We start from the raw sequence: 25,549 nt of genomic DNA on the forward strand, positions 1-25,549 counted from the left end.
GGGGAGCTGGCGGGTCTGGGCGGCGGGCTTGCCGTGCTCGGGCTGGTCGGCGGCGTGGGCGGTGCCGGTCAGGGTGGCGGTGGCGATACCGGCGGCACCCAGGACGGTCAGGCCGGTGGTCAGCTTGCGGTTGCGCAGAGCAGTACGCATGTGAAGGGGGGATGCCTTTCAAAGGGGGACACATCCGACCGCGTCGTGCGGGGCGTACCCCGGCTCTCGTCGCGATCCGGCACCCACCCTGGAAACCGGCTCCCCGAGCCGACAACTGTGTGACCTACGACCCCGCTTCGTCCCCAACCCCCACCCCGACGCGCCGCACCGCCCCCACCCCCGCACCCCGCACACGGAACCTGCGAACCCGCTTCGTACGTGACCTGGCTCCTATGGGCACCCTCACAAAGCGGGCCCCCGGAGGCCCGCTGCTGCCTACGCCAGGAACGGTGACTGCATGCAGACAGTCACCGTTTTCGACTCGCCGGCCACCGTTCCGAAGCGTCCGTTGCCGCGCCGCCCGGAAGTCGACGGGAAGAGCCCGGCGGTCGGGCGGATACTCCATATGTGGACCCCGGGACCGGCCCCGGCGCCGCCCGCCCCCTCGGCCGGTTCAGCCCGGACACAGCCGAGGGGTCGGGGCACGGTCGGTCCGAACGCAGGCACGGGAACGGTCAGCAGACAGGGAGCACCATGAGGATCGTCGTCATCGATCACGTCACTCTGGACGGCGTCATGCAAGGTCCCGGCCGCCCCGACGAGGACACCCGCGGCGGGTTCACCCATGGTGGCTGGGCGGCGGAGCGGGCCGGCGACGCCGCCATCCACCGGGAGTGGGGGCGAAGGTTGGCAGCCGGCAGCGGGTACCTCCTGGGCCGCCGCACCTACCAGGACGTGCTGACCTACTGGAACACCCGGGACAGCCCGTTCCGCGCCGCCCTCAACGACGCTCCCAAGTACGTCGCGTCCCGCACTCTGACCGACCCCCTCCCGTGGCCCAACTCCACGGTGCTCGACGGCGACGTCCCCGCGGCCGTCGCCGCACTCAGGGACACCCCGGGCGGTGACCTGCACATCATGGGGAGCGGAGCGCTGATCCGCAGCCTCGCTCCGCTCGGCCTCGTCGACGCCTACCTGCTCTGCATCCACCCGATCGTCCTGGGCACCGGGCGCCGCCTGTTCGACGACGGTTTCGCCCCGGCCGCATTCGACGTCGCCGACGTGACCCGGACGGACAGCGGCGTCCTCGTCGCCGACTACCGCTCCCGGACGTGACGGAGCACCGTTCCCGGACGTGACACGGTCCCTGCGGGCTCAGCCCTCCGGGTAGAAGAGGAACAGCGTGCAGCCGGTGGGCGTCGCGGGGACATGCCAACTGCCCGCGGGCGCGTGCAGGAACGTGCCGGCCGGATAGTCGCGTGCGCCGTCGTTGAAGGTACCGGCGACCACATAGACCTCCTCGGGGCCGGGCTCGTGCACGTCGCGGTGCGGCCAGGAGGCACCCGGGTCCATCTCCAGCACGTTGGCGTGGGCTCCTGACGGGGCACGCCACAGCGGACGCAGCCGGATCCCGGGGAAGAGCTCACGCACGGGGGAGTCGTCGACCGAGACGGAGATGTAGCCCTCCTGGGCGAGAATGTCGGTTTGCATGTGCCACACGGTGCCGAACGTGGGCCGAGGCCCGACAGAGCCTGGGACGACACGGTGGGGTACTTTTCCGTCATGCATCGTGTGGTGGCCCTGGTGCGGCCGGTGCAGTCGACGTTCGAACTGGGCTGTGCCGTCGAGGTCTTCGGGACGCGGCGCCCCGGGGTACCGCAGCACTACGCGTTCCAGGTGTGCACGGAGAGCCCGGGCCCCGTCCCCACGTCGGCCGGGTACGCGATCTTCGTCTCCCTGGGGCTGGCGGCGCTCGACACCGCGGACACCGTGCTCGTCCCCGGCTGGCAGCCGGTGGACGCGCCGCTGCCCGGCCAGGTGCGCGACGCGCTGCTGCGGGCGCACGCGCGGGGCGCCCGGCTGGTCACCATCTGCTCGGGAGTGTTCGCGCTGGCCCGAACGGGGTTGCTGGACGGACGCACAGCCACCACTCACTGGGCGCGCGCCGCCCAACTGCGGCGTGAGTTCCCCCAGGTGCGCGTGGAGCCGGACCGGCTGTACGTGGACCACGGCGACATCGCGACCAGCGCCGGTGCAGGTGCGGGCATCGATCTGTGCCTGCACCTGGTCCGCCGGGACCATGGCGCCGCTCATGCCGCCCTCGTCGAACGGCACATGGTGATGCCGCCGCACCGTGAAGCAGGTCGCGTGCCGGCGGGACCGCACCCGCCGTCCGCGGAGGAGACACTGGACGGACTCCTCGCATGGGCCGCCGCGCGACTCGGCACACCGCTGTCGGTGGGCGACCTGGCAGCCCGTGTCGGTCTCTCCCCTCGCACACTGACCCGGCGCTTCGCGGAGCAGGTGGGTACCAGTCCCGGGGCGTGGCTGCTGTCCCGCCGGGTGGCTGAGGCACGCACCCTGCTGGAGGAGACCGATCTGCCGGTGGAGGCGATCGCGACCCGGGTCGGCCTCGCCTCAGCCGTCAATCTGCGCCGCCGCTTCCGGGCCCTGGTAGGCACCACCCCCGGCGCCTACCGGCAGGCGTCCCGGTGCGGTGCGGCCCGTCCAGCGGCACCGGCCTGCTGCCCACCCCGTGAGAGCGGACCCGGCCCCGAGCCGCCGGACGGCTGCCCGGCCACCGGCCGGGACGGAACTGCCGGGCCGGGACCGAAGCCGGGAGCGGTGACGGAATCAGGAGCGACGAGCGAAATCCCGGGCGGTGACCGGGCTCACGAGCGCGACATCCGTCACCGGGCGCGCTCCGACGGGAAAAACACGGGCGCGACCGGCGACCGCGCGAGAGGATGAGACATGCGCCCGGACGACTGGCACCGCATCGACGACCTCGACACCTTCCTCGCCCGCGCGGGCGACTTCCTGTGCTCGCGCCCCTCGCTGCACACCGTCCTCCTGACGGTGACCGAGACGCTGCGCACCCGCGGACCGTACGCGTACGGCACGGAAGCACCGGTGTTCGGCGTCCTGGAGGAGGCGGGCGAGGCGCGTGCTGCCTACTTCCGGACCCCGCCCCACCGCTTGTACCTCAGCCCTCTCACCTCCGGCGAGGCGGACGCCCTCGCCGGTCACCTCACCGCCCTCGATACCCCCGTACCCGGTGTCACCGCGCAGCGCAGCACCGCTGCCGCCTTCGCCGAGGCGTGGCAGCGGCACACCGGAGCGACGCCGGGGCTCGACAAGCGCCAACGGCTCCACCGCCTCGGCACGCTCACGCCTCCGCAGCCGCAACCGGAGGGCCGCAGCCGGGTCGCCGCCGCACAGGACCGGGGGCAACTCGCGCAGTGGTACGAGGAGTTCTGCGCCACCGTCGGAGAGCCCGCTCCCCGGGACGCCGCCTCCTGGGCGGACGCGCGCATCCGCTCGAGGCGGGTGATGCTGTGGGAGACCGCGGACGGTGCTCCCGTCTCGATGGCAGCCAGGACCCCGAAGGTCGCCGGACAGATCAGGGTCGCCCCCGTCTACACCCCGGCCCACCTGCGCGGGCGCGGGTACGCGGGCGCTGTGACGTCCGCCGTCAGCCGGGCGGCCCTGGCGGACGGCGCGTCGCAGGTGCTGTTGTTCACCGACCTGGCCAATCCCACCAGCAACGGCCTGTACCGGCGGATCGGTTACCGCCCCGTCGCGGACTTCGCCGTGTACGACTTCTAGGCGTACCGGTCACGAGTGGTACCGACGTCGTCCGTCGCGCCCCGCAGCACCCTTTGAAGCCGGTAAGGCTCCGGTGGGCGTGGCCGCCGTGGCGGCGTGCCGGCTGGGCTCGGCGGCCTGGCATGATCGAGGCATGCCAGAACGTATGGTCGCGGCCTGTGACGGTGCCGCCAAGATCAATCCCGGTCCCGCAGGCTGGGCGTGGGTGCTCGCCGACCCGACGGGCACCCCGCAGTCCTGGGAGGCGGGCCCGCTCGGTCGAACCACCAACAACGTGGCCGAGCTCACGGCGCTCGCCGAACTGCTGGAGGCCACCGACCCGGGGGTACCGCTGGAGATCCGGATGGACTCGCAGTACGCCATGAACGCGGTCACCAAGTGGATCGCGGGGTGGAAGCGGAACGGATGGCAGACCGCGTCGAAGAAGCCCGTAGCCAACAAGGACCTCGTCGTGCGCATCGATGCCCTGCTCGAAGGCCGGGACGTGGTCTTCCAGCACGTCCTCGCCCACCAGGTGAACGGTGACCCGCTCAACGCCATCGCCGACGCCGCAGCGAGCGTCGCGGCCTCCGAGCAGGCCCCCGCGGGTACCGCCCACGGCGCCATCGACGTACCGCGGCCCAGCCCCGCGACCGAGGACAAGCCGCGTGCGGCCCGCTCCCGCACGACGGGCACACGCCGCCCCCAGCGCAAGGGCGCGGGACCGGTGATCAAGGCCAAGTTCCCTGGCCGCTGCGGCCACTGCAACTCCCGCTACGAGGTGGGCGAGGAGATCGGCAAGATCGCCTCCGGCTGGGGCCACCGGGCCTGCCGGGAGGGAGCCGCCTCGTAGCCGGACGGGCACGACGACGGCTGCCGTGCGGGCCCCCGCGCCGTCCGTCCGGCGCCACCCGGACCCGCGCCGGACGGCTGCACCGGGCGGGACGAGGCCCGTGCAGTCGCGCCGCTTCGTGCGGACCTGGCGCACGCGTCGAGGACGACGTGCCGTGGTCACGACGTGGCGCGCGCCGGCCGTCCGTACCGCCGACCGCGCGGCGTCCACGCCGGGCTGCTGCCGGTTGTGCCGCACCAGGGGCCGATCAGCCCGTCGTGGTGACGGCGCGTGTCAGTGCGAGGGGGTACACCAGGCGTGCGGAATGCAGGGGACTCCAGCGTGCGAGGTCGGCGTCAACGGCCACGACGTCAGCGCCCAACGGCGTCGACGCTCATTACTGTTGCGGCTGGCGGACCTGTCCTCGCCGCGCGCCTGCACAACGCCGTCCGTAGGGTGACGGGTGTGGAAGCGGAGGCAGAGAACGTACTGGTAGCCGTCCCGCCGGGGCGGGTGACGCTCGCGGACCGGCGGACGCGGAGCAGTTGGACGGTCGAGGTCGCGCCGTTGCGGATGTCGGCGTTCCCGGTGACGCAGGCCTGGTACGCCCACGTCACAGGGCGGCGACCGGGCAGCGCACGAGGTGACCGGTTTCCCGTCGAAGGCGTCTCGTGGTGGGACGCGGTCCAGTTCTGCAACGCGGCGTCCCGGCGCGAGGGCCTGACACCCGCGTACCGGCTCCAGCGCGACGCCGAGACGGCCGAATGGGACACCTCCGCGGACGGATACCGGCTGCCGACCGAGGCGGAATGGGAGCACGCCTGCCGCGCGGGCACCACCGGTCCGCGGTACGGGGAACTCGACGAGGTCGCCTGGTACCAGGGCAACTCGTCCGGACGGCCGCGTCCCGTCGGCGGTAAGCAGCCCAACGCCTGGGGCCTCCACGACATGCTCGGCAACGTGTGGGACTGGTGCTGGGACCTCTACGACGCCGAGGTGTACGGCAGCTATCGCGTGCTCCGCGGCGGGGGATGGGCCGACGAGCACTGGAGCTGCCGGGCATCGGTGCGACGGCGCAGCCACCCCACCTTCCGGATCGACGACGTCGGTTTCCGCGTCGCGCGCTCCGGGTGAGGCGACGTCGCACCCTCGCACCGAGCGCCCGTCCTCGGCGCAGCCCCGAGCGGATCAGGCGTGCGTGTCGAAGGGCACGTCCGACGGTTTCGCGTCGGCGAGGTGCTGGTCGAAACGCTCGTCCGTGATACCGAGCTTGGCCGAGCCGAAGTCCGCCTGGACCAGCTTGTCGCGCAGGCCCTCCGGGTAGCCGTCCCAGCCGACCAACGCCGGGTACTGCCAGGTGCCCTTGTGGTTCTCCGGGGGTTCGTCGCCGCCGTCGTTCTTGGCGGCACGGAAGCAGTGGGTGGAGACGCCGTCCTTGTGGTAGACGACCTTGGCGTGGGTGTCCTCGAAGGGCAGATCCGCCTTCTTGTGCACGTCGAAACCGCCGTGCCGGGACGTCGACACGTACTCCACCTGGTCCGCGTGCACCCAGACCACGACATGCTCCCAGTCGTGCCGGTGCCCTGCCGCGCCGCCGCCGAGAGCAGCCTGGTCCTTCTCGAAGTAGGAGGCGTACAGCACGGCGCACCAGTCGTTGCTGCACTTGCTGCGGGAGTACACGTTGGTGTTGTCCAGATCGGACGCGTCGCGGCACTGGCCGTTCTCCGCGCCGCCGATCGCGAGCCCGCCGTTGAGGGTGCCGTCCGGGCCGATGGCGGGCGTGGCGTAGCAGCCGTCCTTGTCGTAGTCGTACGCCGGCTGGAACCTCTTCTCCAGCTCGGAGGCGCTCGTGGGCAGGGCGCCCGGCGGTTCGGCCAGAGCTGTGCCCGGCAACCCGACCACCAACGCGAGGGCGCCGACCGCCACGCCGAGCGTTCCGGCTACGCGCTGCCTCCTGCGGGCGGGCGCCGGGGCCGTAGAGGTGTCCGGTGCGACGTGTTGAGCTGTCATGCATCACTCCAGGTGTGGGGGGAGAGTGGCGCTGCGTGAGATGACCTCACGCGGGCATTCACCCTCGCGGCTCCGCCCTGCCCGCACAACCCCGCGTGCTCCGGGTGCTGTTGCGCCCGTCGAGTTTCCGCACGTCCACCACATGTACGCCGACGGTCGGGACATTCCCCCGGCGGTGTCGTCGACCGGCGGGAACCGCAACGACGGCACCAACTGTTGCCCGCGCCTGTCATGTCCGACACCCCTTGTCAGGGTGAGCCAGTCCTGTTCGGCGGCCCAGGCCCGCATCGCCCGGCTCCAGTGGGGGGCGGGCAGCCCGCCCCAGACCAGGACCACTGGCTCGCCGCGGTAAAACACTTTGATCTGTTCCAGGATCTCGATGAGGGACGCGGTGTCGTAGCTGCCGGGCTTGAGGTGGAAGCACAGGCGGGCCCGCGATCAGGGTCGGTGGAGTGGTGGACCCAGGGCCCCGGCCATTGACGCACGCTTCCAGTTCAGCCGGTGGCGCAGGAGCGGGGTTTGTCCTCGGGGCGCGTAGGTGCGGCGGATCCGAGGCAGCAGGGAGACGCCTGATTTGTCGAGAAAGATGATCCGGGCACGTGTGTTCACGGCCCCTTTTCGATGCGCGGCACCACTCGTGGGCGATCCAGCGGGTGATCTCCGACTCGTCCCGCTCTACCGCCCGCCGCTGGGGCCGATGCAGGCTCCACCCGAGCCGGCTGGTCACCAGCCGCCACACCGACGTCCTCGACAACACCACCCCGTCACCCGGGTGACGACCGTACCGACACGTGCCAGGGTCCACAGATCGGCTGCGAAACCATGAGGCCGGGCACCTTGCTCCAGTGTGGCTCCGACCATCTCGCCCTGGATGTCGTCCAGCTTGGGTAGGCGTCCGGTGGCTGCCCGTCTGGGCAGGGCCCGAAGCACCGCCTTGCTCCCATAGCCGCCGCCAACGCCGCACGCTCTCGGCACACTCGCCCACCGCCGTCGCGATCTGCGCGTTCAAGGCGCCGCCCTCGAACAACTCGACTGCCCGAACTCCACACGCCTCCGCCAACTGAGGCCGTGGCAACGGAGGAAGAGAAGAACCAGCCGCAGCGGTCGGAGGTCGACAAGCTACCCCGACAGCCTCCCACCCACGAGGCCATCCCATTCACCGAACTTACGAACAAAGAAGTAGAGGTCATCTCATTCGATCTCGCCCCTGAGGAGCGCCGAGATGCGGAGCCGGCCTAGGTTTTCGGGATGCCGTCCGGACGGTATCCGGGTATCCGAGGGATGTGGGTGCGCGCGGTACCGCTGACCTGAGCGGCGGCGAACTCGGCAGCCGGTACGGTCGCCGGCCGGGAACGGCTGGGTGGTGCGTAGCCGGCCCGCGGAGTAGGCGCCGTGGAGGCAGATCCCGGCCGCCGTGATCGCGTACGTACGGCCGTCCGTCTCGTCCAGTCGAGGCTGGGCGCGTTTGTCGCATCGGCCGGCGTCCAGGTGACCCCGATGGATGGCGGTGTCCAGTGTTCCGGGTCGGGGGCGCGACAGCCAGGTCTTGGCCGTGTCAGAAGGAGGGCGGGGTCATCGCCCCGACGATGACGGCGGGAATGGCCTCCTTGTTGTGAAGGTGGTGCGGCACCGAGGCGTCGTAGGTGATCGCGTCGCCCGCTTCCAGGACGGACTCCTTGCCGCCTACTGTGACATGCAGGGTCCCCGCCAGCAGCAGCATCACCTCCTCGCCTTCGTGCCGATACGGCGCGAGGGCATTGCTGTACCCGGGCGGAATCTCGGCGCGCATCATGCCGAGGCGGCCGCGCAGAGAGGGGGTGAGCATTTCGTAGACGAGGCCTTCGTCGCTCAGCGACAGCCGTCGGCGGTCTCCCGCCCGGACGACAGCCACGGGCTCCCAAGCATGCTCGGCGCCCCCGAAGAAGGCGCCCACGGGCACCTGCAGTGCGTCGGCGAGCTTGATCAGGGTCGTGTACGAAGGGTTGCCCGCCCCTCGTTCGATCTGGCTCACGAGTCCCTGGCTCACGCCCGCCGAGGCGGCGAGGGCCGAGATCGTGAAACCGGCGCGGGCGCGCAGCGCGGACAGCCGCCGCCCGAGCTGATCCACGCCTCTCTCGTCGGCTTCGGCCACGTTGCCGCCCTCCTCGTCCTGTTCCGGGCCGCTTACGCGGCGGCGCTCCGGCACCATCCTAGAAGCCCAAGGAGCGGCGAGTAGACACGCGTTTCATTATTCTGATGGCAGTGCAGTATATTGAACCCAGAGGTGGGATGACTGCCTCCCGAACGAAGTGGTGAGACACATGACTTTCCTCCCCCCGACCACCCCGTCCGAGGAGGCTGCCTGGCTCGTCCAGGTCGACTTCCCTTCCGAGGGCCCCTTCGGCGCCGACATGGCTGTGGCGTACGAGGAACTGGCGCACACCATCACGCGTGAGCCCGGCTTCGTCTGGAAGCTGTGGACGGAGAGCGTCGAGACGCGGGAAGCGGGCGGCGTCTACGCTTTCCGCACCGAGAAGGACGCGCGGGCCTACCTCGACAAGCACACCTCCCGGCTCCGCTCCTGGGGAATGTCGGGCATCCGGGGCCGGGTCTTCCGCGTCAATCCTGTGCTCTCGCAGATCACACGCGGACCGCAGCCGGGCTGAACCGACGGAGTTTCTTCCTGGCCTGGCAGCCGTCGGCGAAGTTCCCTTCCAGTTTGCGCATCCCGTCGCAGAGCTGCCGTTCGGCCGCTGCCAGCACCTTGGGATCGATGTGCTGGGGCCCAGGCGGCGGCGCGCCTCACGAGCTGGTGCGTGATAGTGGGTGAGGCGTCGTAGCTGGCTGATGGCATGATCCGGATGTGGCGGTCATGATCGATCGGACGGTGCCGGCGCATCGGCTGTTCACAGGGCTCTCTCGGGCTCATCCCGCCTGTCGGCCGGGGGGGGGGAGGCGTCATGGCAAGCCGGCCTCGAAGGGGCGCTGTCACGTTGCACGAGGTGGGGCCAGAGAGCGGGCTGTGGGCGCTGGCGCCCGTCACCAGCTGGTGTTCGTTGACCGGCTGGGGGCCACTCTGATCCATTTGCGCCATGATCTGCCGCACTCGGTGCTGGGCCTGCTCTTCGGCGTCGACCGCTCCACCGTCATCCGCGCCATCGGTGAGATTCGCGCCCTGCTGGTCTCACGCGGATGCGCGGTACCCGACCGACCCGGGCTTCGTCTGCGCACGCTGGCGGACGTGTCCCAGGCCAAGGGCATCGACCTGCGTCTGGACGCCACCGAGGTCCAGGTCCGCAGGCCACTGGCCGGCCGCGGCGGGCGACGGGCGTTCGTCTCGGGCAAGAAGAAACAGAACACCATGAAGGCCACCGTCATCGCAGACGAGCAGGGCCGCACGTTATGGACCGAGGCCCTACGATCCGGGCGGATGCATGATGCGACCGCCGCCCGCAACGGGGGCATCGCCGCGTGCTTCCACACTTTCCCAAGGCGGAAGTGCTGCTGGACGACGGCTGTCTCGGACTCAGACGCGCCCCCGGCCAAGCCGTCATACCGCCCAGAAAGCCGGACAAGGGCGCCTTCCCACATGTGCACGCGGCCAGAGAAGGAGCCCGTCACGAGCACTCATCGAAGCGCATCACCGTTGAGCATGCCCTCGCCGAACACAAACGCTGGAAGCAACTGACCCGCTGGATGCACCGCCGCGACCGTCTGCCCGGCACCTACTGCGCCATCGCCGGCCTTGTCTCCGACCGCAACATCACCGCCTGACAGCAGGCCACGACCGGGACAGACGCACCTCACCTGTTATCACGCACCAGCTCGTTAGACTTCGAGGTGGCAGGTGCCGTGCGGTAAGAATCTTCGGGGGAGTCGCATGACAGGCGAGAGCGGAGCGTCGCAGTTTCGTATGCAGTCACACATGGCTGCGGTCGACATGACCTCCCCACCTCCCCGGCGCACGAAGACGGGCATCATCGCCTGCGGCGCCGCACTGGCACTGGTGTCCGGCATCGGGTTGCTGAAGACGGACTACTACGACCCGAAAAGCATGGTCACCGAGGGGAGGCCCGGTGTCTTCACCCTGCAGCGCTGCGACCGCACCGGCGGCAGCGAACAGGGCCCCAGCACCTCCTGCTACGGCGACTTCCGCTCCGACGACGGGAAGCTGAAGCTGCCCGCCGTCGACTTGGAGGAAAGCCACGACACCGAAGGGACGAAGAAGGGCGAAAGCTTCGAGGCGCATGCCACAAAACCGGCTCAGGGCCGCCCTGTCCGCATCCTCCGCACCGACGACCAGGGGCAGAGCGATCTCACGATGCGGGGTGTCGGTGCGCTGGGGCTCGCACTCCTCGGCGTGATGCTGGGTGGTCTCGCCGGTCGGTCGGTCATGGCTCCGGGACCAGCGCGGTCCCGCCTCGGCGCCTGGCTGGGCTTCGGGGCTGTGGTGTCCACGCTGCTGTGGCTGCTCGGTACGGGTACGGGAAGCGGGTTCTGGGCCTGAGGCGATCCGGCGCCGGGGGATACCGCCGTAGCACCGCCCCAGCTGCACGAACACGAAACCTCGCCCCGATGCGTGAGCCACCGAACCGTGCCCGTACCAGGTGCCGGGCGTCGTGGGCCGGATCGTATCGACGTCTTACGGCCAGGGCGCCCGGACGAGGGCCCGCCGCGGTTCGCGCACACCGCGGTCCGCGGCTCCGCGACGTGCTGCCGACCGCGACGGGCTGGGCACGACGGGCTCACGTCATCCGCAGAAACTCCAGCAGGGCCGCGGCGGACCAGGAGAAGTTGCTGGAGTTGCGGCCCCGGCCGGTCAGCGGGTCGTAGTTCTCGTGGATGGGGCCGTCGCCGAGCAGCCCGTGGGCGCGGGTCAGCAACCTCTCCGTGATCCTGCGGGCGTCCCGGTGGTAACCGTAGGTACGCAGGCCGAGGACGGCGAAGTACGCCTGGTCGAGCCAGACCAGTCCGCGCCAGTATCCGGTCGGGTCGAAGGCCGGGTTGTCCCGGGCGACTGTCGGCATCGGCAGCGGGGTCCCGAACTGCTCCTCGTCGGTGAGTGCCGAGCGCACCCCGGCCGCCTGCCGGGCGGTGGCAGTCCCGGCCCACAGCGGGACGGCGCCCTCGATGCCCTTGCCGGCGCCGGTTCGGGGGCCGCCGTCCAGAGCACGGTCGTAGAAGAACCGGGTGTCCGGATCCCACATGCGGGAGCGGATCCGCTTGTCCAGCACGGCGCGCTCCCGCAGCAGCCGCTCCGCCTCGGTGCGGTGTCCGAGCACGCGTGCGGCCCTGGCAAGGTACTGCTTCTCGGCGGCGAGGTAGCAGTTCAGATCGACGGACTCCTGGCGGAGGGAGTAGCCGACCGTCCTGCCGCCGGCGTCCTTGTTGGCGGAGAGGGCCACGTCGTCGAACCGCGGGGCGTTGTCCATGCCGCTCTCCCACGCGGCGGCGGCGCGGCGCTCCTTGGTGGAGTCGTTGGCGGGGTCCACCGTGGCGCCGTACTCGGCCAGGCCGTTGCCGTCGTGGTCACGGTTGCGGTACCACCACGCGTGGTAGGCGGTGAGCTTGGGGTACATCCGGCGCAGAAACCCGGTGTCGCCGCCGCGCCGGTAGACCTCCCACACCGCCCAGGCGGCGAGCGGCGGCTTGGAGTTGCGCTCGTTCCAGTTGATGCCGCCTTGGCGCACGTTGTTGTAGAACACGGCGTCGGGGATCATCCCGGCGTCCTGCGGACGCTGGGCGGAGTGTTCGGTGATCTGGTAGTCGAACATCGCCTCGATCGCGGTCGCCGCCAGGCGCGGAGCGAACAGGGCGGTGGAGACGGCCTCCTTCCAGGAGTCCCAGGCCCAGGCTCCGCCGGCGAAGCCGGTGTAGGTGAGGGAGGGGGTGATGATGTCCCTCTTCAGTAGACCGGCCGGGCTGCGCCAGTTGGTCACGAGGGTCTGCACGGCTTTGGCCGCCGGGCGTCGCCGGTGCTGCGGCACCTGCGCCAGCGCCTCGGTGAGGTATCCGCCCCAGCGGCTCTCGGACCGGTCGGCGGCCCGCGCCGGATGCCTCAGCGCGCTGCGTACCGCTTCCGCGTCGGCGTGCCGCTCAGCGGTGGTGAAGGTGTAGCTCTCCACCCAGGCGAAGACGGCGCGCTCCCCGGGCCCCAGCCGCCGGGCCCGGCGTGCCGTGGTGCGGTAGTGGTCGGCGTGCACAGTGGTGTGCACCGGGTCCGCGTGCCGTACCTCGAAGCGCGCCTGGTCGGTCGTCAGGTACTGCTCGTAGTCCCGCACACGCGCGAAGCGCACGGCCACACCGGTCCTGGTGGCGGACAGGTGGGGCGCGCTGCGGACCGGTTCCTCCGTGTGCCGCAGCAGAGCCCCGGACCAGTCGGCGCGCACGGTACGCGCAGTGTCACCACGGTTGTCCACCTCGGCGGTGACCAGCGCGGTGCGGTTGCTGACGTAGCGCAGGGTCAAAGTGATGTCGAGCCCGGACACGGTGCAGTGCTGGGTGAGCCGTCCGGGGGCACTGTGTGCCTGGGGCGCGGAGCCCCCGTTCAGGTCCACCCGCTTGCCGGTGGGTTCATCGGTGAGACCGAACCGGGTGAACGCCCGGCTGAGGTACCACGGGTACTCCTCCGCGAGGTACAGCGGACCGCTGAAGCCGGAACCGGTTCCCAGGTGCTTCCGGGCCGCCGCCGGATCCGGCAGACCGTAGGCGTGCCAGGCACCGAGGTCCGCGAACGCGTTGAGCGGATTGTTCTCCGGCGGCTTGGCGGACGCGGGGAAGCCACGCAGGTCCAGCAGATCCGAGAGCTCGTCGGTCCGGTCTCCGTGCGGACGCCCCGGGTGCCGCTCCGTTTCCGGCCCGTCTCCGCCCGCTGGGCGCTGCGCCGCGAACGCGGGGGTCGCGCTGAGTGCTACGGCGCCGACCGGCGCGAGTGAGAGTGCGGCGAAGCCCCTTCTGGTGACATCCGACATGGCGCGGCTCCCGGTCCTTCCACGGCCCCGCGGCGGTACGGGCGTCGGCCACGTGTCATGCGTTCACTCATTGACCGCACCCGGCGCCCCGGCGGCGCTGCCGGGCCTGTTCACATTCATTTTCCGAAAGCGAACCTATGAGTTCACTCGTGCGGTGGCAAGAGGTTGATCGATCACAGCGGACCAGTCGTCCCTGCGCACCCGTGTCACAGTGCCCCACCGTCGCCCACTGACTCACGGTCAGCCACGCCGTCCAGACCGGCGGAACGCGCCCCGCCGCGGGAGCGGCACCGAGTGGCCGCACAGACACGAAGCAGCCGCGAAGAAACGCTGCAAAGACAGTCCGCAAAGCCCAGTGCGCCGTCGCGTAGGGGCCGAGGAGGCAAGTGACTGCCGGGGCACCGCTCGGGCCCGGTGCGTGCGGTGTGTCATCGGAGTCGTTGCGGCCGAGTCGGCTGGGGAGGCACAGAGGCCGACCGGGGTAGACGACAGGCATGCACCCGGCCGGCACCTTGCGCACGCGGATCGTGGGTGCCGTCTTCGCGCGTGTGGCGGGCTCGGAGGGGCCGGCGCGTCGCAGACGGATCCATCACAGGCCCGGACCGCGCTGATTCGACCCCGGGCGGCCGATCCGCGTCGTCCACGCGGACGCTTCCATGTTCGTCGGCGGTCTGGCAGCGCTGCTGTTGCAGTCCTTGCACCCGCCGGCCATGGCGGCAGTCGCCGGCCACTCCGGCTTCCGGAGCGATCCGTGGGGACGTCTGCAGCGCACCAGCACATTCCTGGCCACGACACCTTCGCGACCGCGCAGGACGCCCAGGCGGCCGTCGACCGGGTCCGCACCCTGCACGAGCAGATCCCCGGTACCACGCCGGAGGGGGAGGTCTACCCCGCGTCCGACCCGCGCCTGCTCACCTGGGTCCACACTGCCGAGGTCTACTTCTTCCTGCACGCCCACCACCTCTACGGCGCCCGTCCGCTCGGTCCGGATGCCTACGACGAGTACCTTGCCGACGCCGCTCAGGTCGCCACCGCCCTGGGGGCCGACGAGCCGCCGCGCAACCGGACGGAACTCCGTCAGCGGTTGGACGGCTGTCTTCCGTACCTGCGGGCCACACCGCCTGCCAAGGACGCCGCACGCTTCCTTCTGCGCGAACCTCCTCTCCCCGCCGTCGTCCGCCTGCCGTACAGCGCACTCGCCCTGGGCGCCATCGAGCTGCTGCCCGACCGGGCCCGGGCGCGGTCGGGGCTGCGCCCTCTCTCCGTGCCGGGCACACGGGTGCCCCGGGCCGGTGCCCGGACGGTGACCCGCACCATCCGCGGGGCGATGACGCCGCCACCGTCCGACGTGGGCACGCCCCGAGCCGCCCGCCCTCCACGGCAGGCGTAAGGGAGGCGCGACGGCCCCGGCAGCCGGGGCGGGGTGGGCGGGTGAGAGGGGCCGCGGTCCGGTCCCGGTGCACCGGTTGCACGTGTGCTGGGGCGGCGGAATGCGTACGTCAAGCGGGTGTACGCGCTTTGCTGAGGTTTGTCCAGGAAAAGTGGGGGTTATTCGTCGGGCGTCCGGGACCGAGCAGGCGTCCAGGTGCTGCCGGACGATCGCGGTGGCCCCCACGCTCACCTTGCGGGGGCCGGCGACCGCAGCGAACGAGAGGCCCGATGGGACAGCTTGGGGGCGAAGGCGACGCGATGCGGCACACGGGACCGACCGACCAGGTGCAGGCCCCGGCGGCGGGTCACGTAGCGCCCGACAGCACGGGACGGACCGGTGCCACGGGGCAGCCGGGTGTCGCGGAGGAGGGGCCGCGATGAGGTCGGTGCCGGGACCCAGCGACCATGTGGTGGTCGTAGGAGCCGGTCTCGCGGGTCTGTCGGCGGCACTGCATCTGCTGGGCGCCGGCCGGTCGGTCACCGTGGTGGAGGAGCAGGACGTCGTCGGCGGACGGGCAGGACTCCTCCGGCTCGGCGGCTACCGCATCGACACCGGGCCCACCGTGTTGACCATGCCCGACCTGGTCGAGGAAGCGATGGCGGCGGCCGGCGCCCGGATGGCCGACCACCTCGACCTGGTGCGCCTGGACCCCGCCTACCGGGCGCTGTTCGCCGACGGTTCCCGCATCGAGGTGCACACCGACGCCGGCGCGATGGAGGCCGAGATCGAGCGGGTGGCCGACGGGCGGGAAGCGGCAGGCTACCGGCGGATGCGCCGATGGCTGCACGAACTCCACCGGGTGCAGAGGCGCACGTTCATCGACGCGAACTTCGACTCGCCTCTCGGCCTCCTCACCCCGGACCTCGCCCGGCTGGCCGCGCTGGGCGGTTTCGGGTCCTGGCACGGCCGCATCGCCCACTTCCTCAAGGACGAACGGCTGCAGCGGCTCTTCTCCTTCCAGGCCCTGTACGCAGGGGTGGCGCCGACCCGCGCCCTGGCCGCCTACGCGGTCATCGCCTACATGGACACCGTGGCAGGCGTGTGGTTCCCCAGGGGCGGCATGCACGCGCTGCCCCGCGCGATGGCCGCCGTCGCAGCCGCAGCCGGGGCCCGCTTCGTCCACGGCAGCCGGGTCGAGGCCCTGGAACGCGCGGCGGGCCGTGCGGTGGCCGTACGCACCAGCCGTCAGGAACGCATCGAGTGCGACGCCGTCGTCCTCACCTGCGATCTGCCGGTCGCCTACCGGTTGCTGGGCGCGGCACCGCGCCGTCCCGTACCGCTGCGGTACGCGCCCTCGGCCGTGCTGCTGCACACCGGCGGGAAGCGCACCTGGCCCGCGCTGTCCCACCACACGCTCTCCTTCGGGCACGCCTGGCAGCACACCTTCCGTCAGCTGACCCGCACCGGCGAGCCGATGAGTGATCCGTCCCTGCTGATCACCCGTCCCACCAGCACGGACCCGGACCTGGCTCCCGCGGACCGGCATGTGCACTGTCTGCTGGCGCCCTGCCCCAACCTCCACCGCGGCCGCCACGACTGGGACCGGCTCGCCCCCGCCTACCGCGACGAGCTGCTGGCCGTACTGGAACGGCGCGGCATGCCGGGTTTCGGCGAGGTCCTGGAGGTGGAGAAACTGGTCACCCCTGCCGACTGGGCGCGTCAGGGCCTGGCCGCGGGCACCCCCTTCTCCGCGGCGCACACCTTCGCCCAGACCGGCCCCTTCCGGCCCCGCAACCTGCCCTCCGGATGGGAGAACGTGGTGCTGGCCGGCTGCGGCACCACCCCCGGCGTCGGCATTCCGACAGTGCTCATCTCCGGCAAGCTCGCCGCCGCTCGCATCACCGCCCGTACGGCCGCGCGCCGTCCGCGGCGGCCCGCCCGTTCGGCCCGGCCCGCCGGCCTCGAAGCCCGCGCGCATCCGCCCGCCCCCCACGGCCCGCCCGCGGCGGCGGCCGGCACGAAGGAAGGCCGTCCATGACCGCTCGCGAGCTCGACGCCGCAGGCGTGCGTGACGCAACGCTGCGGGACGCCTACACGCGCTGCCGCACCATCAACGCGCGAGGAGGTACCACCTACTTCCTGGCCACCCGCCTGCTGGCACCCGCCCAACGGCCCGCCGTCCACGCCCTGTACGGCTTCGCGCGGTACGCCGACGACATCGTCGACGATCTCCACACCGGCAGGACCCCGCGCCAACGAGCCCTCGACCTGGACACCCTCGGCGTACGCGTCGACGAGGCGCTGACCACCGGGCGCAGCGATCACCCGGTGCTGGCCGCACTGGCGGACACGGTGGCCCGCCACCGCATCGACCCCGCCTGCTTCGCGGCCTTCATGCGCTCCATGCGCAGCGACCTGACCACCACGGACTACCCCACCTGGCGGGAGCTGCGCTCCTACATGCACGGCTCCGCCGCCGTCATCGGGCTGGAACTGCTGCCTGTGCTGGGCACGGTGGTGCCCTTCGAGGAGGCGGCCCCGCACGCCGCCTCCTTGGGGGTGGCCTTCCAGCTCACCAACTTCCTGCGCGATGTCGGGGAAGACCTCGACCGCGGCCGCATCTACCTGCCCGCCGACCTGCTGGCCGCCCACGACGTCGACCGGCCCCTGCTGAACTGGTGCCGCACCACGGGCCGCACCGACGCCCGGGTACGCGACGCACTGCGCGAGATGATCGGTCTCACCCGAGGCATCTACCGGCACGCCGCCCAGGGTATCCGGCTGCTGCACAGCACGTCTCAGCCGTGCGTGCACACCGCGTTCGTCCTCTACAGCGCCATCCTCGCCCGCATCGAAGCGGCCGACTGCGCCGTCATCGGCCACCGCACCGTCGTACCCCGCCGGTACAAGGCCGCCGTCGCGCTGACCGGCCTCGCCCACCGGACCGCCCACCGCGCCGGCCGCCGGCCCACCGTCACCGCCGCCCCCACGTCCACCCCGAGCTGCGCCGGTGCTGCCCGCGGTCTGGTGGAAGGAGCCGTCTCGTGAAGCCGGCACCCCGGTGGCGCAGCCCCGTCCGCCTTGCCCCGTCACCGGCGTGGCACCGGCAGGAACCGACCTGGCGGGCTGCCAGGGCCCAGGTGATCGCCGCCGCGCTGAAGCGTGCCACGGTCCGCCCCACCGGCAACTGGTACGTGCTCTGCGCCAGTCGAGGGCTCCCTCCCGGCCGGGCCCGGGGCCGCACCGTCGCCGGTGAGGAGGTGGTGGCCTGGCGTACCCCGGCCGGCCAGGTCGTCGCAGGTCCCGGTGCCTGCCCTCACCTGGGGGCGCCGCTGTGCCGGTCGCCGGTGGTGGCCGGGGAGTTGATCTGCCATTGGCACGGGCTGCGCCTGTCCGCCGACGGCGGTCCCGGGTGGTCGCCGCTGCCCGCCCATGACGACGGCGTCCTGGTGTGGGTCCGTCTCGACCGCTCGGAAACCGAGCCGCCCGCGCCGCTGCCGGCCGTACCGGCGCGGCCGCCGCTGTCCCGGTCGGTGTCGGCCGTCACCGAGTTGGAAGGCGTCTGTGAGCCCGAGGACGTCGTCGCCAACCGCCTCGACCCCTGGCACGGAAGCTGGTTCCACCCCTACGCCTTCACCCAGCTGACCGTCCTCGCAGCACCTGCCGAGGACAGCGGGGAGGACGACGACCGCTTCCTCGTGGAAGTGTCCTACCGCCTCGGCGCCCGCGCGGCAGTGCCCGTCCTCGCGGAGTTCACCGCGCCGGGGCCGCGCACCGTCGTCATGCGCATCCTCGAAGGCGAGGGCACGGGCTCCGTCGTGGAGACCCACGCCGTCCCCCTGTCGGCACCCGGTGACGAGCGGCCGCGCACCGCCGTGGTCGAAGCGGTCGTCGCCGCCTCCGGGCGGACCGGCTTCGCGCTCGCCCGCGCCGCCGCTCCCGCGCTGCGGCCGTTGATGAAGCGTGCCGCGACCCGGCTGTGGCGCGACGACCTGGCGTACGCGGAACGCCGCTGGCGCCTGCGCAGCACCGGCCGCTTCCCCGGCAACTGACCGCCGCGCAACGCCGACGCCCGGGGCAAAGGAGGGAGCACATGAGGGACGTGGACATCGTCGTGGTCGGCGCCGGCGCGGCCGGGCTGTCCCTGGCCCGACGCCTGGTCGCCCCACCGGGACCGGGCAGGTGCGCGCCGTCGGTGGCGGTCCTCGAACCGCCTCCCGGGGCCCTCACCAGCCCGCCGCGCACCTGGTGCTTCTGGGAGCGGGGGAGTGGCCACCTGGAGGAGTTCGTCTCCGCTTCCTGGGGCGGGATGTGCGTACGGGACGCGACCGGCCGGCCGATCACCGGGGCCGGCCCCTACCGGTACAAGATGATCCGGTCGGCCGACTACCTCCCCGTGCTGACGAGGGAACTGTCCGCCTGCGACCACGTGCGGCTGGTCACGGCGACCGTGACCGGCGTGACCGGCGGCAGGGAGGGCGGCCAGGTCACCGGCGTCGACCCGCGGGGCCGGACCGTCCGCATGTCAGGCCGTTGGGTCTTCGACACCCGGCCGCCCCGCCACCTGCCGCGCGCCCGTACCACGCTCTTCCAGCACTTCCGCGGATGGTTCGTCGAGACCACCACCGACCGGTTCGACCCGCAGGTGGCGGAACTGATGGACTTCCGCACGAGGCAGCCGGCGCGGGGACTGTCCTTCGCGTACGTGCTGCCGTTCTCCCGGCGCCGCGCCCTGGTCGAGTACACCGAGTTCTCCGCCCAACCCCTGGACACGGCCGCCTACGAGGCAGCGCTCGGCGACTACACGCGCCGTGTCCGCTCGTTGGGGACGTTCGCGGTCACCGGCGCCGAGCAGGGCGCCATCCCGATGACCGACGCCCACTTCCCCCGCCATCGCGGCCCCTCGATCTTCGCGCTCGGAACCGCCGGGGGCGCCACCCGCCCCTCAACCGGGTACACCTTCGCCGCCGTGCAGGCCCAGGCCGCCGCCGTCGCGGACGCCTGCCGTGCCGGGCGGCACCCGGTACCGCCCCGCGTGCACAAGCGCCGCCACCTGCTCATGGATGCCGCCTGGCTGCGCGCCCTGGACGGCGGCCGACTCGACGGACCGGACTTCTTCACCCGCCTGTTCACCCGCAACCCGCTCCCACGGGTGCTGCGCTTCCTGGACGGCTCCTCCACCCCCGCCGAGGACCTCGCCCTCGGACTGCACTGCCCGATCGGTCCCATGAGCCGGTCCCTGGCCGAACTGCCGCTGCTGCCCCGCCGTACCGCACCGGGCACGAGCCCCGTGCCACCCCTCGCGCCGTCAAGGAAGCACACCCCGTGAAGACCCGCCGCCCCGAGCACCGGCTGTCCCGCGACACGAAAGCCGCATACCGGCCCGCTCCGCCGGGAGCCCCGCGCATGACCGCGCGGGCCCGTACCGCAGTCGTGGGCGGTGGCATCGCCGGGCTGACCGCCGCCACCGCCTTGGCCGAACGAGGCATGCGGGTCGATCTGTTCGAGCAGGAGGACGTTCTCGGCGGGCGGGTGGCCGGCTGGCCCGTCCGACTCGCCGACGGCACCACCCAGACGATGACCCGCGGGTTCCACGCCTTCTTCCGCCAGTACTACAACCTGCGCAATCTGCTGCGCCGTACCGACCCCGCACTGGGAATGCTCACCCCTCTCGCGGACTACCCCCTCCAGCACGCGGGCGGCGCCCGCGACAGCTTCGCCCGCATTCCGCGCACCCCGCCGTGGAACGTGCTCGGCTTCACCGCCACCAGCCCCACCTTCACCGCAGCCGGACTGAGGCGGATGCACCCCCGCGCGGCGCTTCCCCTGCTGGACGTGCACCCCACCGGCGTATACCGGCAACTCGACCGTCTCAGTGCCGCCGACTTCCTCACCGCCGTCAACTTCCCGCCGCAGGCCCGGCATCTGGCGTTCGAAGTCTTCTCGCGGAGCTTCTTCGCCGACCCCGGTGACCTGTCCGCCGCCGAACTGGCGCTGATGTTCCACATCTACTTCCTCGGCTCGGCCGAAGGGCTCCTCTTCGACGCCGCCGCCGAACCCTTCCCCACCGCGCTGTGGGACCCGCTCGCCGACTACCTCTCCCACCGGGGCGTCGACCTCGTCACCGGCACCACCGCCCACCGACTCACCGTACGGCCGCAGGGCGGCTTCACCCTCACCACCGCACCCTCCACCGCCCCCGGGACGCACCGCACCCGGCACTACGACGCGGTGGTCCTCGCCCTGGACACCGCGGGCCTCAACTCCCTGGTCGCCGCCTCACCCACCGTGGGCGGGCCCGACTGGCGGGAGCGGATCGGCGGGCTGCGGCAGGCCCCGCCCTTCCTGGTGTCCCGCTACTGGCTCGACCGGCCCGTCCGCGCCGAGCGGCCCGCATTCCTGGGCACCAGCGGGTACGGCCCGCTGGACAACATCAGCGTCCTCGACCGCTACGAGGGCCAGGCCGCCCGCTGGGCCGCGCGCACCGGCGGCAGCGTCGTCGAACTCCACGCCTACGCCGCCGACCCGCACGCCGACCAGGCCGCTCTACGCCGCCGCATGCGGTCCGAACTGTCCCGCGTCTACCCGGAGACCGCTGCCGCGACCACTCTCGACCAGCGTCACGAATGGCGCGACGACTGCCCCCTGTTCACCCCCGGCAGCTACCTGCACCGCCCCACCACCGCCACCCCCCACCCCCGGCTCGTCCTCGCCGGCGACCTGGTACGCACCGACGCCCCCGTCGCACTGATGGAACGCGCCGCCACCAGCGGATTCCAGGCTGCCAACGCGGTGTTGGCCAGCTGGCACGTACGCGGGCACCCGCTGCTGACCGTCCCGCGGCAAGGACGCCTCGCACCGGTACGTCTGCTTGCCCGCACACTCGCCCCCGCCTTCGCGCGAGCACCGTCTCCCGCGTAGCCGGAGGCGACGTCTCCCGCGGCGGGTCTGCGAGGGCTCGGGCGACGGTGAGCGGGAGGCGCCGCGCAAAGCGGCGAGGGCGGTGCTCCAGACGACGGCGGCGAGGTGACCGTGCGTGCCGTGCATCGGCCGCGGCGCGGGCCCGTACGGCTGCGTGGGGGGCGGAGTATGCCTGCCATCATCACGGGACGAGCACGCCGCGATGCGGGTGACCGGTGGCATGCGGGTGCCCGTAGGGTGACGGGCACCGGGGCGCCCGCCGCCCCGCCCGACCACAGACGTCCCTCCCACCATGCAAGGTCCAGCATCTTGGAAGCCTCCGACGACGCCGCGCTCGACGATCCGGTGGGCGCGTCGCTGCGCGGCCACCACGCACACCTGGCCCGCCGGCTCGGCCGGGCCGTCACCTATGCGCCGGAAGTGGCGACCTTCTCCGCGACGACCGCCCACCCGGGGCCGGAGGCGTGGGCCGACCTGGCCCGGCTGCTCGGCCGGGGCGAGTTCGCGGACCTGTTCAGTTGTCCGGCGACCCCGCCCGGCTGGGAGCCGGTCTTCGTCCTCGAAGGGCGTCAGATGGTCCTGGCCCGCGGCAGTCGGCCCGGTCCGCCGCGGCACGACGGCGACACGGGCGTCGTCGAGCTGGGGGCGGACAGCGTGCCCGAGATGCTCGACCTCGTGGCGCGGACCCGACCGGGCCCGTTCCGGCCGCGGACCCACGAACTCGGGACCTACCTCGGCGTCCGCGACAACGGCGTTCTCGTCGCGATGGCGGGCGAACGCCTCCGGCCACCGGGGTGGACGGAGATCAGCGCGGTCTGCACCGCTCCCGAGGCGCGTGGGCGGGGCCGTGCCGCTCAGCTGGTCCGCGAGCTCGTGGCGCGCGTCACGGCGCGCGGCGAGCGCCCCTTCCTCCACGTGGCCGAGGCGAACCCGGGAGCGCTTGCCCTCTACGAACGACTCGGGTTCGAGACCCGGAAACACGTGACCTTCCGGGGATACCGCACGCCCTGACGGCCGGTTCGGCACCTGGGACGAGCGCCGGGACGCCGGATGAGCCGCTTTCCAGGCGCCTGCCCGGTGTGCGTGCGCTCAGGTCCTACTGGGAGGGGGCGAGTTCTGCGAGGGTCCGGGCCGCTGGTGCGGGCTCCACGAGCCATTTCAGGTGGCTGCTCGCCAGAGTACGGACGTCGTAGACGTTGTCCGGCGTCAGTGCGTCGCCCTCGCGGATCAGCCGGTCCTGCATGGCGAGCGGCATGCTCGCGTCGTCGGTCAACCGCACGAACGCCTTCGGGATGCGGCCCCACGTCGCGGCCTGCGCCCGGTCGGCGGAGGTGCCGGCGTCCAGGTTCTCGTCGGGCTGGAAGGTGTTCAGGAACGTCAGGAACTCCTCGTCCGTACCGTCGGCGAGGAAAGCCGCCTTGAAGGCCGCGAGAGCATCGGGGTCCGAGGTGCGGAAGTTGACGCGGAGCAGGCCCAGTTCGGCAGGGTTCCCGACGGCGGCAAGACCCAGGGAGGCGGCGTCGACCGTCGCCATCTCCGGCTCGGCGTAGTACGCGCCGACGTCGAGAGCGACCGGGCACCAGGCCGAGACGTAGACGATGCGGTCGATCAGATCCGGCCGCGCGTTGGCCGCCGCGGTGGCCGTGACGCCGCCGCGGCTGTGCGCGACGAGGACCACCGGCCCGTTCTTCTTCGCCCGTTCCAGAACGCTGATCAGGTGCGCGGCGTTGTCGGCCAGGGTGACGCCCTTGATCGAGCCGGACGCGGTGGCGAGACCTTCGGTGTCCTGCGGCGCCTGGTAGGCGTGGGTGTAGGTCGCTGCGAAACCGTGCCCGGGCAGGTCGACGGCGACCGAACGGTGCCCCAGCAGGCCGAGTTCGGCCTGGAGCGGCGCGAAGGAGAAGGAGTTGGCGAAGGCTCCGTGCACCAGCACGAAAGTCGGCTGCATCTGTCTCTTCTTTCTCTGACCCCTGTGCATCGGCGGAGCGCGGCCGAGGTCGGACGGATCGGGGGAGGGGCCAAGGGCCCGCACGGTGCGCCAGGTGACGGCCGGGAGGCCGGAGAGGGAAGCGACGGCAGACGTGAAGGTAATAAGAAGGACCTGGGGAGTCAAGCGTGATCGTGGCGCCCGCCCCGAGCTTCCGGCCTCCACCTCCCTCCGCCGTCCCCGCGGGATTCCCGGCTTCCGGTCACAGCGCCGCGAAGAGGGGCAGGGTCCTCTCCGCGCCGGCGATCTCCTCGGTGAGGGGATGGTCCTCGGCGACCACCGGCAGCGTTTCGCGGGCGGTCCGGAAGGCCTCGGCGACGGGCGCGTCGGGCAGTTCGGCCGCACCGAGGTGCAGGGCGCGTACGGCGCCCAGGAGTTCGCAGGCGAGCACGGTGCGGTAGGCGCTGATGGCCGCGGAGGTGCTGCGGGCGGCCTGGGTGGAGAAGCTGGCATGGTCCTCCAGGCCGCGGGAGATGACCGCGGTGCCGAGGGTGACGGGCGCGGCCGCGTGACGCAGCTGGCTCAGGGCGTCGTGTGCGACGTACTCCAGAATCATGATGCCGGAGCTGCCGGGCGGGCCGGCCGACAGGAAGGGACTCAGGCCGGTGAGTTCGGGTTCGACCAGGTCGCTGAGGCGCGCAGCGGACAGTTCGGCGACGTGGTGGAGGGCGGCGCGCAGGTGGTCGAGGGAGAGCGCCAGGTAGGCGGTGGAGAAGTGGCCGTGGTGGTAGGCGTTCTCGGTGTCGATGTCGATGAACGGGTTCTCGGCCGCGGCGTTGAGGTCGGTGGTGAGCACCTTCTCCAGGGCGTCGACGGCGTCCAGGGCCGGGCCCTGGACCTGCGGGAAGGCGCGCAGCCCGAAGGGGTCCTGGATACGGCTGCCGGGTCCGGGTTCGCCGTCGTCCCACAGGAGTCGGCGCATCTCGGCGGCGCAGTGCACCGATCCGGGGTGCGGGCGCTGGGCGTGCACGCGCGCGGAGAACGCCTCGGGTGAGCCGTCGAGGGCGCAGTAGGACAGGGCGGCGACGGCATGGCTGGCGCGCAGCAGCTCCCGCAGATCGTGCCAGGCCAGTACGGACTCGGCCAGGGTGGCGGCGTTGCTGGAGATGAAGGCGAGCGCGTCGCCCGGGCTGATCGGGAGCGGGTCGAGCGAGCCGACGGCCCACGGGCGGCGCCCGGCGAGGGTGAGGGCGATCTCGGCCAGTGCGGTCAGGTCCCCGGTGCCGATGGCGCCGAGGGAGTGGACCTGCGGGACCGCGCCGACGCGGAGCGCCGTTTCGAGGGCGTCCAGCAGGCGGGGGTGCACACCGCTGCCGGCGGCTGCGAGCTGGTTGAGCCTGATGAGCAGAGTGGCCCGCACCAGGTGCGGGGAGACGGCCGGGCCGGTGCCGCCCGCGTGGCTGTGCAGCAGGCGGAGGCCGTGCTGGTCCGCGGCGTCGGGGTCCACGACGTGGTGCCGGTTGGCGCCGACGCCTGTGGTGCGCCCGTACACGGCTCGTTTGGCGCCGATCTCCCCGGCGACCACGTAGGCCTCGTGAGCGCGTTCGCGGGCCGCCGGGTCCAGGACGGCGGAGGCGCTGGAGCGGGCCACCCGTACGACGTCCGGGCAGCGCAGCCGGCGGCCGTCGACGTTGACGTGGCTGCGGTCGGTCATCATCACCCCTTGACAGAAAACTATTCACCTTCAAGGCTGCATGAAACCCTTCATTCATCCGGGTTGGCAAGAAGGGCGGCCAAGA

Annotated in this window: 19 protein-coding genes and 3 pseudogenes; 15 read left to right on the forward strand and 7 right to left on the reverse strand. The window is 72.1% G+C overall.

Features of this window, described 5'->3' with window-relative positions; all coding sequences use genetic code 11:
* Positions 1-684: 684 nt before the first annotated feature.
* Positions 685-1,266: a dihydrofolate reductase family protein gene (locus H297_RS0115955; RefSeq protein ID WP_027737874.1), complete on the forward strand. Its 582-nt coding sequence runs from the start codon at positions 685-687 to the stop codon at positions 1,264-1,266.
* A 39-nt stretch (positions 1,267-1,305) separates the two neighbouring features.
* On the opposite strand, the gene H297_RS0115960 is transcribed toward H297_RS0115955, so the two are convergent.
* Positions 1,306-1,641 (reverse strand): cupin domain-containing protein, encoded by a 336-nt coding sequence (locus H297_RS0115960; protein ID WP_027737875.1) that lies wholly within the window; start codon positions 1,639-1,641, stop codon positions 1,306-1,308.
* A 72-nt stretch (positions 1,642-1,713) separates the two neighbouring features.
* Between H297_RS0115960 and H297_RS36635 the strand changes: the two are divergent.
* From H297_RS36635 to H297_RS0115980, 4 genes and pseudogenes are all read left to right on the forward strand, one after another.
* Positions 1,714-2,649, forward strand: a pseudogene (locus tag H297_RS36635) (GlxA family transcriptional regulator); the annotation flags it as partial.
* A 255-nt stretch (positions 2,650-2,904) separates the two neighbouring features.
* Positions 2,905-3,759, forward strand: a complete 855-nt coding sequence (locus H297_RS0115970) for a GNAT family N-acetyltransferase (RefSeq protein ID WP_027737876.1) — start codon at positions 2,905-2,907, stop codon at positions 3,757-3,759.
* A gap of 145 nt (positions 3,760-3,904) precedes the next feature.
* Entirely contained in the window at positions 3,905-4,591 is a 687-nt protein-coding gene (locus tag H297_RS0115975; RefSeq protein WP_037794377.1) for a ribonuclease H family protein, read from the forward strand.
* 468 nt (positions 4,592-5,059) lie between these two features.
* The gene (locus tag H297_RS0115980; protein ID WP_078514191.1) at positions 5,060-5,704 is read left to right on the forward strand and encodes an SUMF1/EgtB/PvdO family nonheme iron enzyme; all 645 of its coding nucleotides are present in this window, start codon (positions 5,060-5,062) and stop codon (positions 5,702-5,704) included.
* 54 nt (positions 5,705-5,758) lie between these two features.
* On the opposite strand, the gene H297_RS0115985 is transcribed toward H297_RS0115980, so the two are convergent.
* The 3 genes from H297_RS0115985 to H297_RS0115990 form a co-directional block, all read right to left on the reverse strand.
* Positions 5,759-6,580, reverse strand: a complete 822-nt coding sequence (locus H297_RS0115985; protein ID WP_027737879.1) for an NPP1 family protein — start codon at positions 6,578-6,580, stop codon at positions 5,759-5,761.
* A 229-nt stretch (positions 6,581-6,809) separates the two neighbouring features.
* Positions 6,810-7,736 (reverse strand): winged helix-turn-helix domain-containing protein, encoded by a 927-nt coding sequence (locus H297_RS44280; protein ID WP_486589533.1) that lies wholly within the window; start codon positions 7,734-7,736, stop codon positions 6,810-6,812.
* 399 nt (positions 7,737-8,135) lie between these two features.
* On the reverse strand, positions 8,136-8,711 hold the full coding sequence (locus H297_RS0115990) for a cupin domain-containing protein (protein WP_486589534.1): 576 nt from the start codon (positions 8,709-8,711) through the stop codon (positions 8,136-8,138).
* Positions 8,712-8,880: 169 nt separating this feature from the next.
* On the opposite strand from H297_RS0115990, the gene H297_RS0115995 reads away from it, so the two are divergent.
* The 3 genes and pseudogenes from H297_RS0115995 (at position 8,881) to H297_RS0116005 (ending at position 11,066) form a co-directional block, all read left to right on the forward strand.
* A complete protein-coding gene (locus tag H297_RS0115995; RefSeq protein ID WP_027737881.1) occupies positions 8,881-9,225 on the forward strand; it encodes a monooxygenase in 345 nt (114 codons plus the stop codon).
* Positions 9,226-9,431: 206 nt separating this feature from the next.
* Positions 9,432-10,333: pseudogene (locus H297_RS36640) on the forward strand (transposase).
* 151 nt (positions 10,334-10,484) lie between these two features.
* Entirely contained in the window at positions 10,485-11,066 is a 582-nt protein-coding gene (locus H297_RS0116005) for a hypothetical protein (RefSeq protein ID WP_027737882.1), read from the forward strand.
* 238 nt (positions 11,067-11,304) lie between these two features.
* On the opposite strand, the gene H297_RS36645 is transcribed toward H297_RS0116005, so the two are convergent.
* Complete coding sequence (locus H297_RS36645) at positions 11,305-13,530, reverse strand: MGH1-like glycoside hydrolase domain-containing protein (RefSeq protein WP_037794379.1); 2,226 nt, start codon at positions 13,528-13,530, stop codon at positions 11,305-11,307.
* A gap of 494 nt (positions 13,531-14,024) precedes the next feature.
* Here H297_RS36645 and H297_RS36650 point away from each other — a divergent pair.
* The 7 genes and pseudogenes from H297_RS36650 to H297_RS0116045 all read left to right on the forward strand — a co-directional run bounded on the left by H297_RS36650 (position 14,025) and on the right by H297_RS0116045 (position 22,834).
* Positions 14,025-14,920, forward strand: a pseudogene (locus H297_RS36650) (oxygenase MpaB family protein).
* 418 nt (positions 14,921-15,338) lie between these two features.
* The gene (gene crtI / locus H297_RS36655; RefSeq protein ID WP_078514155.1) at positions 15,339-16,940 is read left to right on the forward strand and encodes a phytoene desaturase family protein; all 1,602 of its coding nucleotides are present in this window, start codon (positions 15,339-15,341) and stop codon (positions 16,938-16,940) included.
* Entirely contained in the window at positions 16,937-17,950 is a 1,014-nt protein-coding gene (locus H297_RS0116025) for a phytoene/squalene synthase family protein (RefSeq protein WP_027737883.1), read from the forward strand. Before crtI ends, H297_RS0116025 begins: the two co-directional genes overlap by 4 nt.
* Positions 17,947-18,954 carry a Rieske (2Fe-2S) protein gene (locus H297_RS0116030; RefSeq protein ID WP_027737884.1) on the forward strand — a complete coding sequence of 336 codons (1,008 nt, stop codon included), beginning with the start codon at positions 17,947-17,949 and terminating at the stop codon, positions 18,952-18,954. The genes H297_RS0116025 and H297_RS0116030 overlap by 4 nt, the downstream gene beginning before the upstream one ends.
* A gap of 41 nt (positions 18,955-18,995) precedes the next feature.
* Complete coding sequence (locus H297_RS0116035) at positions 18,996-20,231, forward strand: lycopene cyclase family protein (RefSeq protein ID WP_027737885.1); 1,236 nt, start codon at positions 18,996-18,998, stop codon at positions 20,229-20,231.
* 77 nt (positions 20,232-20,308) lie between these two features.
* Positions 20,309-21,823, forward strand: a complete 1,515-nt coding sequence (locus H297_RS0116040) for an FAD-dependent oxidoreductase (RefSeq protein ID WP_078514193.1) — start codon at positions 20,309-20,311, stop codon at positions 21,821-21,823.
* A 309-nt stretch (positions 21,824-22,132) separates the two neighbouring features.
* Positions 22,133-22,834: a GNAT family N-acetyltransferase gene (locus tag H297_RS0116045; protein WP_037794380.1), complete on the forward strand. Its 702-nt coding sequence runs from the start codon at positions 22,133-22,135 to the stop codon at positions 22,832-22,834.
* An 85-nt stretch (positions 22,835-22,919) separates the two neighbouring features.
* Here the strand turns inward: H297_RS0116045 and H297_RS0116050 are convergent, their stop codons facing one another.
* Positions 22,920-23,771 carry an alpha/beta fold hydrolase gene (locus H297_RS0116050; protein ID WP_027737888.1) on the reverse strand — a complete coding sequence of 284 codons (852 nt, stop codon included), beginning with the start codon at positions 23,769-23,771 and terminating at the stop codon, positions 22,920-22,922.
* A gap of 241 nt (positions 23,772-24,012) precedes the next feature.
* A complete protein-coding gene (locus tag H297_RS0116055; protein ID WP_027737889.1) occupies positions 24,013-25,464 on the reverse strand; it encodes an aromatic amino acid ammonia-lyase in 1,452 nt (483 codons plus the stop codon).
* Between the last annotated feature and the right edge of the window lie 85 nt (positions 25,465-25,549).

The sequence above is a fragment of the Streptomyces sp. CNT360 genome (assembly GCF_000424785.1).